Here is a 14,634-nt window from a genome sequence, read left to right on the forward strand (position 1 = left end):
AATATTCCTCCTTAAAATTCATACTTCAGTGTTGCATAATAGGTGCGTCCCTGGAGTGGAAACTCATCATTTACATATCCCGGTACTGTATAAGCTATATTACTGCGGATTTTTTGCTTAGGGCCCTGATCTAATATATCATTGCAGCCAAAGGTTAGCAGCATGTTTTTATGTGGTTTCCATTTGATGCCGCTGTTTACGACTATCAGTAAATTTGCTGGTTTACCAGAAAGTTCAGCATATTCACCACCACGATAGTCTTTTCCGTAATATGTATAATATTTTCCGGTGTAATGCATTTCACCAAAAACAGCAAACTGATTTGTTGGTGTGCAGGTAAGGCGCATATTTCCTTCCCATTCAGGCTGGTAGGTAGGCCAGATAGATGAATAACCATATCCTACTGATGTGTTTTTTCGTTCAGGATCGACTTTGGTGTAAGTACCGCGTAAATCAAGGGCAAATTTATGCCATTTGAATCTGTTTTGCAGTTCAAAACCGTGAATTGTACCCCGGTTATCGTTAAAATATGATGAATAATCCAGGCCGGCTCGTACTAGTTGTAACATGCGATCAGCACTACGCCAAAAATAAGTTATAGTTGCATTACTGTCAGCACCTAAAGCTTTACCTTTCCAGATGGCACTCATGTCAAATTGCTTTCCCTGCTCTGGTTGTGGAAAGACAGAATTTCGACCATTAAATGTTGATGGTAAAATGCCAGCTCCGTCACCGGCAATTTCATACATGTTGAGTAAGCGATAATAGGTTCCGCCAGTCATTCGCATGGTAAAATGATTGTTAAAAATTTTTTTCAATGCTATCTGCCATGTCCCCCGTCCGTCAGTTTGTTCATCTTTAGGATGGAGCCAGTGGTAACGATGTTCCTGTCCAACTTTAAAGCGTTTCCCGTCACTATAGCCTGTTATTTTAGATTGGTTATAACGCCAGCTTGGTGTGATGAACCAGGTATTATTTTTATCGAGAACTATCGTATCCTGAACCTGGAAATTTAATATGTTTTGGTCGTACCGGTTGCGCATTTGTCCAAGAATATTGGCTATATCTGAATCTCCCAGGACTTTATCCATGTTAGAACCATAAATATTCATGCGTTCATGCGAATAATTCATCTGAAAATCCAGCATTTGTCGGTTATTAATTTTGTATGTACCATCGATTTGTCCATTATATTTGTTTGAACGATATTTACTCCATTTGCGTAAAGGCAGGTTATTTAAATGAACATCATCATCACCTACCAGGATATGTTCTGCCTTATATTCCTTGTTTTGATGAAGATAGTCTATCATCCATCCCCATTCCAGCTTTTTATTGGTATTCCTATGTTGTAATAAAAGTTCTTCATCTTCCAGCTTTTGTCTGCGTCCATCAACATAATATATATCCCGTAAATCTACCTGATTGTTTATTACAGCATCAAGAATACTGTCACCCCATAAACTATCTGGCAGATGACGATCCAATTTATTATAAGAAGCTTTGACCATCCAATGATCATTTTGCCATTTTGTTAATATGCTTGTGTTTTTGCGGTCATTGTATTTGCGCCAGCGATGAGTATCTGATTCTGCCTGCACACATGATTTATAATAAGCTAACCATTTCTTTTTCCAGTCAGCGGGCTCTTTTGCGTCCCAGTCTTTGTAAAATTCATACCAATCCAGTGATTCGGCTAATTCACGGGGAGCTGCATAATTATTATAGGGAAAGTCTCCCTTGTTTGATTCATAATTAATACCAAGCATAAGACTGCCCTTACTGACTGGTGCACTCATTTCCCATGAAAGTTGCTTTCCACCGTATTCTGATTTGCCAATTTCAATGCTTGTATGTTCTGTGGTTGGTTTTTTGGTTACAATGTTAATAACTCCCCCCATATATGTGCCACCAAAACGACTGGGAATATAGCCGCGATAAATTTCGATACGTTCAACATTTTTAATGGGAATTGTAGATATATCGACCGCAGCGTCACCACCAAGATTACATAATACTCCGTCTACGAATATACCTACCTGTGCTGCTGTTGAACCACGTACTGTGACTGTTGTATACTGCCCTTTGCCGTTTACTTCACGTACATGTACGCCTGGTACCATTTTGAGAAAATCGGGAAGTTCTTTTTGTTCGCCCTTGTAATCATCAGGCCGGATAATTGTAACTGTTCCTGGAGAAAGCTTGGTTTCCCAATCGGGACGACTAGCTTCTACAGTTTGTCTGCCTAGGTCATAAGCGGCAGTGTCATCATTGGACTGAGTAATAATTTTTGCTTTAGCTGGTGTCTTATTAGCCCATGCAGTTGATGGTACCATAATGCCTAGCGATAAAGCGCATGCTGCCATTTTTTTGACATAAGTCCTTTTTTTTGCTTTCCAATGCATCAATATTTCATCCTTTACAATAGTTTATATATAAAAAATTCTGTAAAATTATTTTAATAAGTGAATTTTCATATTAAAATATATATTCATAAAATTATAATTTATGAAAATTAAACAGATATTTTATATACATTTTGCGATAGGGTGATAATATTGTATATGTTTATAGTTTTATATGGATATTGAAAATATTATGTATATTAATCAAATAATTAATTTAAAGAATAAAAAGGCCCCATCCATGAACGGATGAGGTTTGTAACAGCATATTTCGTTTATGGCAGCACAAAAACACTACCAATGCGAAATCTCCTCCCTATCGCTCGTAGGTACAAGCATTATAAAAATGCTAACGGTGATTGTCAAACAGGCAGTTCTTCTGGCTCGGATTCATTACTTATCGCACCTTCTCAGGATTAATTCCCAATGGTGTTTTGCGATTTGCTCATCCTTACAGCGGCGGGACCGCTCCGGTTTTATACCGGATTCCCTATTAAGTCCTTGCGGACACCTGTTTCAGTCATATGAAATTATTCATGATAATATATATTACATTATATTTAACTACATATAACATGAAATTATATAATATAAAATTAAGTATAGCATGACATAATATAAAAATCAATATAGATAATTTATGTTTTAATAATATTTTAGTATATTACTAATTATGTACATGATTAAGTTGCTATTTTTTTTTGTATTTTTGTATTGCGGTATTTGAGGACTATATTAAAATGGTATTTTTTATATACACTATTTAGTTGATCACTTATGCTTATACTGAAAAATCAGGGAATATTTATTTTGTGTGCAGGGATTTTAGTATAAGCAGATAATATATAAATATGTATAAAATGTTATTATAAGGTTAGGTACTAATTTTGAATCTTTACATGGATACTACATTAGCTAAAAAATATAAGAGCAATACTCAAAAAGCACGGGTAATAACTGAGAAATGGACGCACGATAATATATATTGCATACGCTGTGGCAACAAAAAAATTGAAAAATACGAGAATAATAAGCCTGTTGCTGATTTTTATTGTCCTCATTGTAAAAGTGAATATGAATTAAAAAGTCATGCGGGATTATTTAGGAAAAAAATTGTTGATGGTGCTTATGACACGATGATTACTCGTATTACAAGCAACAATAATCCAGATTTATTTGGTATGGAATATAATCATGTTAATTATTGTATTGACAATTTCTTTGTAATACCAAAGTATTTTTTTACAGTGGATATTATTGAGAAGAGAAAACCATTGGGACCGATGGCTAGACGTGCTGGCTGGGTAGGATGTAATATATTGCTTACTGAAATACCAAGTAATGGTTGTATATATCTTATTCGCCATGGAAAAGAAATTGATTACCAATTGGTTATTAACAAATTGCAGCGGGCAAATTTTCTTGAAGAAAAAAATATTGCGAAGCGTGGCTGGCTTATGGATGTACTTCGTTGTGTTGATAAGATCAAGACAAATGAATTTACTTTGTCAGATATATACAATTTTGAAGATGAATTACATGCCAGGCATTTGGGAAATCAACATATCCGCGATAAAATACGTCAACAATTGCAAGTGCTGCGAGATCGAGGTTATATTGAATTTTTAAGCAGAGGTCATTATAGAAAAATAGACTGAATTAATGCTTTTGTTCTGCATAGCTAAATTGTATTTTATTGTACTTAAGGATTATTCTCTTTCATTATGAGAAAGATTGTGGGGTGTGCGGCAAAATTAGCTATGAAAAATGTAGCTAATAATAAAGAATAAAAGAATATATTCTCGTTGTGCTAATTAAAATCATTATTTTTTTATAAATAATAATATTTTACATAATTTTGGGATAATGGAAAACAAAGAAATAATTTTTGTAATTTATATTAACTAGTATAATGCGAAAGAGTTATATATTTAGGTAAGGTAGAATTAATTTGTCATAAAAGCAAAAATTTGTTATAATATATAAGTTACATTATGCGGTTGTAGCTCACATGGATAGAGCGGCCGCCTCCTAAGCGGCAGGTAGCGAGTTCGACTCTCGCCAATCGCACCATAGAAAATAAAGCTTCTCAGAGATGAGAGGCTTTTTTGCTGGATATAGAATTGAATCATTTTTAGTTAGATCAATACCATTCTGCCAAGTATTGATTGACAATGTTAAGTTTCTGGCATTACAGAGAAAAATTGGAACAAATATTATATCCAGTCAGATGACAGTAGAGATTTTTGAATAAATAAAGCACTTTTAAATACAGCTATCACTGAAATATTTTGGTAATAGTTATATTTAAAAGTGCTTTTTATTTATTTTATTTTTTGCAATGCAGCATAGGCTACAACATAGGAAATAAGACTTTCAGAACCCTCATTCTTATTTAGTCCTGTTGCCATCAGACCATCCATACAGCCGCCTGTATCAGTGTCTATAAGGGACAGGCCAAGGGTGTTTTTCCCCGTGTACCAGTTAAAACAGCTTGCTGCATAATCAGCATATATATGATCATTAGTTAATTTATAGGCTGTTATACAGGCAAGGATTGTTGCACATGCTTCCACTGGCTGTTGGTCAAATACAGCTGCTGGCTCATTTTTTTTCATCCAGCCTTTACAGCCTATAGGCATAAATATACCCTTGCTAAAAGTTTTTTTCAGCAGAAAATTTAAGCTGTCAACACCAGCTTGTTTATAGGCGGTTTTTTTGCTGAAAGTATATGCCTGTAATAATGCATGTGGCAGGACTGCGTTACAGTAGGTGAGTTCGTTTTCGAACCACTGCCAGTTTTTTTCAGCATGATTTTGGTAAGCTGTGTAAATTTTTTCTGCCAAGTGTAGTATTATATCCGACATTTTGTGGTTATTCCATAGGGTAAGGCCAAGTAACGAATAGGCACAGGCACGTAAAAAATTCAGATGAGAATAACATTTAATGCTGTGTTGAAGCATTTTATCAGCGGTTAAACGGATATCATCAGGGAAACATTCCAGAGAAACTGCAAAGCCCAGAGACCATATACACCGACCAAAACAATCTTCTGATCCCTTAGCTTCAGCAAAATGATGGTCATAATCCATAAAGTTACGAAACCATCCTTCATTTTGTTTATTTTGTGCATATAATAAAAATCTTAAATATATGACAGCCAATTCAAGATACTGGGGATTTTTAGTAGCAGCAAATAACATACCTGCCATTATTAGTCCTCTTGCATTATCATCGCTGGTATATCCTTCAGAAGGATCTGGAACAGCATTGACAGCATGCTGAAATATGCCGGTATCATCAGTCAGACGTTTAATATATTTATTAAAAATTTGTTCTTTGTCCTTATCTTTATGGCATACAAGAGAAAATAACTGACTATAATGTTCCACAACACAACGCCACAGCATATTTTTCCCCAGATGGGACATATTATCTTCCATGTTCTTTTTTTCTTCAGGATTTTCAATAAGATAATTTATGCAGGCAGCTAAAGAGCTGCTGTCTTTGAATTGTGCTAAAAGACCACGTTTGTCTGAAAGCATTTCCCGGGCATATGGGTAAGGTGTTGAGACAATTACTCGTCCATAGCCGGCGGCATAAGCAAGTGTACCGCTCACAGCTTGTTCCTGGCCCAGATATGGTGTCATGTATATATCAGAAAGTTTCAGCCAATGGGCTATTTCTTCTTTAGATAAATATTTATTGACAAATAATACATTGTCTTCAAGATGAAGATCTTTAACTAATTGTTCTAGTGAATGCCGATAAGTTTCACCATATTTGCGGCGAATAACGGGATGAGTCTGTCCTAGTATAATATACAAAATATCTGGGTGTTTCCGGACTGCTTCACCTACAGCCTTAATACCATAATCAATACCCTTGCTGGGACTTAATAGGCCGAAAGTTGTTATTATTATCTTTTTTTCTAAATGGGAAGTTTTTTTAAGCGTTTCTCTGTCAGGAAAATCAAAATAAGGAACACCATGGTGAATTTTTTCTATTTTTTCAGGTGGGGCATTATATATTTTTTGCAATAATATACGAGAATTTTCTGCCATTGTAGTGACTTTTTGACTTTTTTGGCATAAAAATTGTAAAATTTGCTGCTGTTTTTCATTAGGATTAGGTAAAACTGTGTGAAAAGTGGTTATTATAGGTTTTTTTACTTTATTGACAAGTTCCAATAAATACTCTCCGTCTTTACCACCGAATATGCCATATTCATGTTCGATAATAAGCAGCTGAATATCAGAGTCATTTATTTTTTGAGCAGTATCAATATAACTTTGCCTATCTTCCTGAGAAAAGTCAAATAAAACGTCTGCATCGTAGTCATAATTATCATCACTGATAGCAATTACATGGGGAGAAATAGAAGAATCTTTTTTTAATTCGCGTAAAAGATCCTGGGTAAAAGTTGCAATCCCACATTTTCGAGGTGGATAAGTGCTTAAAAAAGCAATTTTTAAAATAGAATTATTAATAAAAATCAGCTCCCTTTTCTCTGTTAAAAAGATGAGATATACTTCACTCTTTAATCTTTACAGTATTTGAAGTGTGAGTTTCTTGTTTATAATATGATAAGTATAAATCGTAGATTAATCTTGTGTGTTACACAGCTTTATAGCTTCATGTATCTTAAAGATGGAGAATACTTCTTCATTTTCGTTAGATTATTTTATGGCTTTCACAGATGAAGGAGTAATTATATTTCGGCGTGATGTGTTCTTGATGACACTTTTGTCCGTTATAATACAACGTTCTACCTTGACACCATTGTGTATTACTATTTTATTCCATAAAATACTATTGGAGATAGAGCTTCCTTCACCAACGACATTATTGTCACCTAGTATTACTCGTGGTCCAACAATGGCACCTGGCCTTATTTGAACATTTTTGCCGATATAAATAGGACCGCGCAGGATAGCTGATCTGCTTATCTGAGTATTAGTATTACTATAAATAGTCTGATGATGAAAATTCATATCCGCTAAATAAAGTTTTCCGTTAAAACCATCTTGATTTGCCCGGATATATTTTTCCGGTGTACCAATATCCAGCCAGTAGTTACAGCCTTTAAAAATTGCTATTTTATAGTTGTCATGCAGAAGCTGAGGAAAAACTTCCCGTTCTATTGATACGGGCCTGTTTTTAGGGATACGTTTTAGAACATCAGGTTCAAAAATATAAACACCAGCATTAATAAAATGGGAGGTGATTTTGTCTGCTTTTGGTTTTTCACAGAATGAATTGGCATATCCATTTTTTGTATATTCAATTACACCATAGTTTGATGGATTATCAACACGTGTGACGGCTATAGTAACAGCTGCATTTTTTCGTTTGTGGTAGCGAAGCATTTCAGAATAATTTATATTGCTTAAAATATCGGAATTAAAGACAAAAAATGTACTTTTGAGGTAATTTTCACAATTCTTTATGGCACCGCCTGTTCCTAAGGGACTTTCCTCCGTAATATATTTTATATTAAGACCAAAGGCGGCACCGCTGCCAAAATAATTTTTTATATAGTCTGGCTTATAGCATATGCTAAGTATAATATCACGGATACCATGAAATTTTAATAAATTCATATTATGCTCTAGTAATGGTTTTCCCATTATGGGAACCATTGGTTTGGGAATTTCACGAGTCAAAGGATATAATCTTGTTCCTTTTCCTCCGGCCAAAAATAATGCCTGCATATTTCATCACTTCTTTCAGTCTGTCAAGCATTTTAATTAATTGTCTTCAGGAGCAGGACAGCTTTCAATGTAATCGAGAATTTCGTCAAGTGAAGCCGAGGCCAAGGCAATACAAGTATCAGCTGCACCATAATACATTTTGATTTTATTGTCAGTGGGATTTAAGATCCAGCCGCAAGGAAATACAACATCCCTTACGTCGCCTTCTTTTTCATAGTATTCCTGAGGACCAAATACCCATTCATCACTTCTGTGTAGTACCTTTAATGGATTTTCAAGATCAAGCAGGGCAAAGCCTAAGCGGTAAAGAGCACCAGAAGCTGTTTCACGCACTCCGTGATAGAGAATGAGCCAGCCTTTTGGTGTTTCAAGTGGCTGAGCGCTAATACCAACTTTACTTCCATCCCACCAGCTGCCGCCGCGGGAATTGATAAGTACCCTGTGATCGCCCCAGTACCTCAAATTTTCCGAGCATGATACCCATATATTGGCTCCATGTGCTATAGGACGATGTATCAGCAGCCAGCGTTTACCAAACTTATGGGGGAACAGCGTGGCATCTTTATCTTCAGGCGGCATAATAGGTCCCAATCGTTCAAAGTTAGTGAAATCATCAGTGAGGGCCAGACTGACTACCGGGCCGCAGGCTGAATAAGCTGTGTAAGTTATAGCATATTTATGCAGTTCCTCAATATAAGTTATGCGGGGATCTTCTATGCCCCATGCTTCTTCAGGATGATCGGGGCTGGGAGAAAGTGTAGGGATTTTATCAATTACCCAATTACTTATCCCATCGTCACTAACAGCTTTTGTCAGATGAGAAAAACCACGCCGGTCTTCCACGCGGGCAAGCAGTAATATTTTTCCATCAAATATTGCTGCTGCAGGATTTAATACGACATTCACAGGATAGGGCCAGTCCTTTGCCATTAAAATAGGATTATAAGGATAACGGTGAAAAAGTTCTTTAAAAGTATTATCCCCAGCTTTTAAGCGTGTTTCAAAATGACTCAATGTAATAATGCACTCCTTTTTACAGTAAAATAATTTTTATATATTATCATAACAAAAAACACTAATATCAAGCGGAAAGCTGATACCAGTGTTTTAATAAAATTAATATTATAAGAGAAAATATTTTATCCGAAACCCATATAATATTTTTAGATGTTGATCTTATTATAAGAAGATTATAAAATATGTGTAAATTATAAAGGAAAGAATATAATCTTTTGTCAACATAATATAAAAATAATCAATAATATTTATGGAACAAATTAATTTATAAAAAAAATTTAAATAATATTGATATGGTATCTGTTGCTTAACGGCAGAATACTTGATAAGTTAGATGATTTTACTGTAAACTATTAATTTTATATTCAAGTACCTATAACTATAATTTATACCTATTTTTATTTATTGTCAACTTTTTAAATAATGCAAAAACTTTCATTACTGTCTTTTTTTTCTAAAATGACCAGGAAATAAATAGAAAGCTTATGTTTTTATGATAATAAGCTTATAAAGATGGTAATTACAGAAAAAAATTTATATAGAAGCAAATAAACAAAGAAATTTTCATAAAAACACATAAAATACGATTATTTTAATAAATTTTCATATAAAATAATAGACTTATTTATATATATAATGAAATTTGCAGAATTAAATTCTTCTGGATAAAAAATTTAATTCTGCAAGTAATGAACAAATTATTTTTTTGAAACTGGTTCTCGAATGATGACTTGTTCTGTCTTATCAGTAGTTTCAAGTTGCACACTTATAACTTCCTTAGCGGCAGTGGGAACATTTTTACCTACATAATCAGCGCGTATAGGCAGTTCCCTATGTCCTCTGTCGATGAGAACTGCAAGCTGGATTACATGCGGACGTCCTAAATCAGTCAGTGCATTTAAAGCAGCGCGTATGGTTCGACCAGTATAAAGAACATCATCTACAAGGATAATGGTTTTTCTATTTATATCGCAGGGAAATTTTGTTTCCCGAATAACTGGTTGATAAGCCAGAGTTGATAAATCATCACGATATAATGTAATGTCTAGCATACCAACTGGTACGTCAATATTTTCGATTTTTTTTATTGCATTTGATAATCTTTCAGCGAGTGGAACTCCACGAGTCCTAATACCTATTAAAACAACATCATCAACGCCCTTATTCTTTTCTATTATCTCGTGGGCAATTCTTGTCAAGGCGCGATGTATTCCCTTACTGTCCATTAGAATAGTCTTGTCAATAAATTCTAGCATAAAATCACTTCCGTTCATTTTTTAAAGTGTTTAAAATAGTAGTCATATCATATGGTAAAGGAGCTGTAAATGACATTTGTCTGCCTGTAGTCGGATGAAAAAGCGTCAGCGTATTAGAATGCAAAGCCTGACCAGTGATACGGTTGTCTAAGATATTTTTGCATTTTGAATAGCATCTATCTCCTAGCAGCGGATGACCAATATAAGCCATATGGACTCTTATTTGGTGTGTCCGTCCTGTTAAAAGACGGCATTTTATATATGTGTAGCGAGAAGAAAACCGTTCCAGGACCTTAAATAAAGTTGAAGCGGGTTTACCTTTATCTATAAGTACAGCCATTTTTTTTCTGTCAACAGGGTGGCGCCCAATATTACCGTTTATACGTCCCTCATTTTCACTTATATTACCATTGACGATAGCCAGATAGCAGCGTTGAGCTGTTTTTGTACTGATTTGTTTGGCAAGGCTTATATGGGCTTTATCAGTTTTGGCAGCGACCATAACACCAGTAGTATCTTTATCCAGACGGTGGACAATTCCCGGACGGATCACACCATTTATTCCTGATAGATCATGACAGTGGTATAAAAGGGCGTTTACCAATGTTCCTGTATAAATACCAGGGGCAGGATGTACAATCATGCCGCGTTTCTTGTTTATAACTATGATATCATTATCCTCATATAAAATATCGAGTGGAATATTTTCTGGCATTATATCAAGTGGCTGGGGTTCAGGAATACTGATTACTATTTCATCATTTGTTTTTAAGCGATAGTTAGCTTTTTCTGGTTTAGTATTTACTAAAACATTTCCTTTTAAAATTAATTTTTGTACGGCAGAGCGTGATAATAGGTTGTTATGTGTTGTAATAAAGGTATCAAGACGGCAGTTATTTTCTTTTGCAATATATTTATATATATTCAATCTTCTGGTAATCCTTTGGTAAAAATATAGTAAATTATCATACAAACACCGCAGACGATAGCCATATCAGCTATATTAAATACGGGCCAAATATGGAAATCAAAAAAATCAACGACTATACCTAATCTTATACGATCAATTAAATTTCCTATAGCACCACCTAAAAGTAGGGAAAAGGCAAATCGTAAAAAAAAAGGCATTTTTTTTATTTTAGGATAAAAATAGGCACTGCATACTAAAATAATTAAAGTAACAATTATAAAAAATAATCGTTGATTTTCTAAAATACCAAATGCAGCACCAGGATTTTGGATATAAGTAATACTGAAAATATCCGGAATTACAGGAAAAGACATACCAGGAAGCATTGTTAGCCGTATGTAATATTTTACTAATTGATCAATAATAATTATAGCTGCAATAAATGCTATAAACATAATAGTATATCTCCAAATTCTATATATATCGTTTTAAAAAAAGACCTGTACGGCCTTTTTTTGTTTTTCCTCGTACCTGTGATACTTCTAACCTTCCTCGACCTCTCATAGAAATAATATCTCCCTCTTTCACGAGTTGAGAAGGTGTTTTTATATGTTGCCAGTTTAGCTTTAATTTATCAGCTTCAATTTCTGCTGCCATTTTACTGCGGGAAGTTCCATAGCCAGCAGCAGCTATAGAATCTATACGTAAAGAAGCTACTGTGACAGATATTTCTTTGCAGCGTTCTTCTCTGGGAGGAATAGCAGCTAGTGTTCCATATTGGCATGAAACTGAAGCTGCGCCAATGGTTGCTAAATTATTCATTATAAAATCTGCAATTTTTCCTGTGCAGATTATCTTTACACTACCAGGGTTTATTAACAGATCACCTAAATTTCTGCGGTCAATTCCTAATCCCATTAAGGAACCAAGAATATCACGATGGACAATGTGATAAAATTTTTCATTCCATTCAGCCACAATTATTTTTATGTCAAAACTTACTTTACCCATAAAATCATCATGGATCAATGCAGCACATTGTCGTTCAGCACCGTTGTAACCACCATCAAAATCAATACGAATCCCATCATAATTAGCAGCTATAGTTTCAGCTATTTCTTGTCCGTAAGGATCTAAAAAATCACTTGTACGAAATTTTCTTGTTTTGTTAACTGCTTCAGCATTATCTACAAGGCGTATTGCTGTTTCTTCACCTTCAGTTCCTTTATAAAACCGAAGTATCTTTTCTCGATCAGCCATATTTATTTATTCCCCATTAATTTTGATTTTTCTACAGCAGCTGTTACAGCATCTATCATGGCACCACGTACAGCTTTTTGTTCCATTACGTGAACACCTTCTATAGTTGTACCACCTGGAGATGTAACTTGGTCACGCAGCTGTGCAGGATGAAGTTCTGATTCCAATACCATTTTTGCTGCTCCTAAGACAGTCTGAGCTGCAAGTTTTATAGCAATGTCACGTTTTAATCCTGCACTTACTCCGGCATCCGACATCGCATCAATAATAACAAAAATAAAGGCAGGACCACTGCCGGATAAGCCGGAAACAGCATCCATAAGTTTTTCCTCAATGATTATTGTTTCACCGGCAGCAGAAAAAATTTTTCTTACCATATCTATTTCTGTTGGTTTAGCATTAACACCAGGAGTAATTGCTGACATACCGGCACTTACAGCCATTGGAGTATTAGGCATTACACGGATAACGGGATTTTCTGTAAAATGTTTTTCTAGTGAGGACAGAGTCATTCCAGCTATTATGGATACAATAATAACGGAATGATTTATATTTTTTATTTCATTTATTGCTTTTGATGCTGCCTGTGGCTTTATAGCCAGAATAAGCATATCTATATCATGCAGAAAAGGCTGTGAACCGACTGAAGCATGAATTTTATATCGTTTTTCTAAATATTGGCAACGGGTATCTTTGTGGTCAGAAACATAAATATTTTGCGGGTTCATCAGATTTTTAGCATTAATACCGCATATTATAGCTTCAGCCATAGCACCGCCGCCGATAAATCCTATTTTCATCAAATCACTCCAATGACAGTTTATACAAATATATTATAAAATAAGTGAACAGAGTTATTCCCAAGGTAATTTATCACCTTGTGGAGGAGCAGGATGTGTAGTTAAATCAGAAAAAGTAACATTGACATTATTAGGTGCACATAGAAAGATATGTTGTCCAACTTTTTGAATATCACCGGCAAGCGCATATGTAGCACCGCTTATAAAATCAATAATCCTTTTTGCAATATCATCAGCAGTATTTTCAAAATTTAAAACTACTGGTTTGTGGGCTTTTATATAGTCAGCTATTTGTTGGGCATCATCAAAAGACGCGGGTTCGATGATTATTACTTTCATTTGTTTGTTTTTATTGAATGTATTGTTTGAATTACTGCCGGAAGAACCAGCAGCTGTTTGAAAACTAACGACATTGTCCTGTAAATTATCCTCGCGGGGATATTCTCCGTCAGGTTCATTTTGATTTTCGTTGTAATGCTGCTCATCAGTATTTTTGCTGTCAGATAGGCCCATCTTACTGCCGAATTTATCAAAAAGACTCATAATCGCTCCTCCTTAATATTGGCGCGGTCCGAATATTGCAGTTCCTACGCGCACGATATTAGCACCTTCCTCGATGGCAATTTTATAATCATGTGTCATTCCCATTGAAAGATATTTGATATCAGCGTTAGAAAAATGCATTTGTTGTACTTCCTTAAATAATTTATACATTCTTTTAAACATTGGACGGACTTTTTCTAAATCATCCAAATTAGGAGCTATGAACATTAATCCACCTAATTTTAAATGTTTAAGCCTGTCAATATCCTGCAGAAGCGGCTGTAAATCCTCTAAATAAATACCTGTTTTACTCGTTTCCTTTACAAGATTCACCTGCACAAGGATATTTTGCAGTTTATTTATTTTAGCAGCTTCTTTATCTATAATATCAGCAAGTTTTATGCTGTCAACTGATTCAATAAAATTAAATATTTTGACAGCATGTTTTACTTTATTTGTCTGCAAGTGTCCTATTAAATGCCATTTTACGTTGCGATTGAGTAAAGCATATTTTTCCATTGCTTCCTGGACACGATTTTCGCCGATATATTGAGCTCCGGCATCAATGGCTTCCTGCATTTCCTCTACCGAATGGTTTTTGGTTACAGCGATAAGTTTAACAGATTCATCCATATCGGGCTGGCGTTTTTTGGCAGCTTCATAAATATTTTTTTTTACAGTTAATAAATTTTCTTTGATCATTGCTATATCTCCTCTAAGGATATATTT

12 protein-coding genes, 1 tRNA gene and 1 riboswitch are annotated in these 14,634 nt (G+C 34.8%); of the genes, 2 read left to right on the forward strand and 11 right to left on the reverse strand.

Annotated elements, in window-relative coordinates:
• Positions 1-11 precede the first annotated feature (11 nt).
• Positions 12-2,405 (reverse strand): TonB-dependent receptor plug domain-containing protein, encoded by a 2,394-nt coding sequence (locus tag I6760_RS09120; protein ID WP_196594141.1) that lies wholly within the window; start codon positions 2,403-2,405, stop codon positions 12-14.
• Between the two features lie 352 nt (positions 2,406-2,757).
• A riboswitch (cobalamin riboswitch) is annotated at positions 2,758-2,935 on the reverse strand.
• Positions 2,936-3,304: 369 nt separating this feature from the next.
• On the opposite strand from I6760_RS09120, the gene I6760_RS09125 reads away from it, so the two are divergent.
• Both I6760_RS09125 and I6760_RS09130 read left to right on the forward strand, forming a co-directional pair.
• On the forward strand, positions 3,305-4,063 hold the full coding sequence (locus tag I6760_RS09125; protein ID WP_231036189.1) for a DpnI domain-containing protein: 759 nt from the start codon (positions 3,305-3,307) through the stop codon (positions 4,061-4,063).
• A 338-nt stretch (positions 4,064-4,401) separates the two neighbouring features.
• A tRNA-Arg gene (locus I6760_RS09130) sits at positions 4,402-4,478 on the forward strand.
• Positions 4,479-4,729: 251 nt separating this feature from the next.
• Here I6760_RS09130 and I6760_RS09135 read toward each other — a convergent pair.
• The 10 genes from I6760_RS09135 to I6760_RS09180 all read right to left on the reverse strand — a co-directional run bounded on the left by I6760_RS09135 (position 4,730) and on the right by I6760_RS09180 (position 14,607).
• Positions 4,730-6,595 (reverse strand): glycosyltransferase, encoded by a 1,866-nt coding sequence (locus tag I6760_RS09135; RefSeq protein ID WP_196594143.1) that lies wholly within the window; start codon positions 6,593-6,595, stop codon positions 4,730-4,732.
• 489 nt (positions 6,596-7,084) lie between these two features.
• Positions 7,085-8,119, reverse strand: coding sequence for a sugar phosphate nucleotidyltransferase (locus I6760_RS09140; protein WP_196594144.1), 1,035 nt, complete (start codon positions 8,117-8,119; stop codon positions 7,085-7,087).
• 36 nt (positions 8,120-8,155) lie between these two features.
• Positions 8,156-9,133, reverse strand: a complete 978-nt coding sequence (locus I6760_RS09145) for a glycoside hydrolase family 130 protein (protein ID WP_231036191.1) — start codon at positions 9,131-9,133, stop codon at positions 8,156-8,158.
• Positions 9,134-9,834: 701 nt separating this feature from the next.
• Positions 9,835-10,392: a bifunctional pyr operon transcriptional regulator/uracil phosphoribosyltransferase PyrR gene (gene pyrR, locus I6760_RS09150; protein ID WP_196594831.1), complete on the reverse strand. Its 558-nt coding sequence runs from the start codon at positions 10,390-10,392 to the stop codon at positions 9,835-9,837.
• A 4-nt stretch (positions 10,393-10,396) separates the two neighbouring features.
• Positions 10,397-11,314 (reverse strand): RluA family pseudouridine synthase, encoded by a 918-nt coding sequence (locus I6760_RS09155; RefSeq protein WP_196594832.1) that lies wholly within the window; start codon positions 11,312-11,314, stop codon positions 10,397-10,399.
• A gap of 2 nt (positions 11,315-11,316) precedes the next feature.
• Positions 11,317-11,757 carry a signal peptidase II gene (gene lspA / locus I6760_RS09160; protein WP_196594145.1) on the reverse strand — a complete coding sequence of 147 codons (441 nt, stop codon included), beginning with the start codon at positions 11,755-11,757 and terminating at the stop codon, positions 11,317-11,319.
• Positions 11,758-11,776: 19 nt separating this feature from the next.
• Positions 11,777-12,568, reverse strand: coding sequence for a YlmH family RNA-binding protein (locus I6760_RS09165; RefSeq protein ID WP_407947315.1), 792 nt, complete (start codon positions 12,566-12,568; stop codon positions 11,777-11,779).
• Positions 12,565-13,362, reverse strand: a complete 798-nt coding sequence (proC, locus tag I6760_RS09170; protein WP_196594147.1) for a pyrroline-5-carboxylate reductase — start codon at positions 13,360-13,362, stop codon at positions 12,565-12,567. Before proC ends, I6760_RS09165 begins: the two co-directional genes overlap by 4 nt.
• 54 nt (positions 13,363-13,416) lie before the next feature.
• Complete coding sequence (locus I6760_RS09175; protein WP_196594148.1) at positions 13,417-13,905, reverse strand: cell division protein SepF; 489 nt, start codon at positions 13,903-13,905, stop codon at positions 13,417-13,419.
• Positions 13,906-13,917: 12 nt separating this feature from the next.
• Positions 13,918-14,607 carry a YggS family pyridoxal phosphate-dependent enzyme gene (locus I6760_RS09180; RefSeq protein ID WP_196594149.1) on the reverse strand — a complete coding sequence of 230 codons (690 nt, stop codon included), beginning with the start codon at positions 14,605-14,607 and terminating at the stop codon, positions 13,918-13,920.
• Between the last annotated feature and the right edge of the window lie 27 nt (positions 14,608-14,634).

Source organism: Pectinatus sottacetonis (genome assembly GCF_015732155.1).
Lineage (GTDB): Bacteria > Bacillota > Negativicutes > Selenomonadales > Selenomonadaceae > Pectinatus > Pectinatus sottacetonis.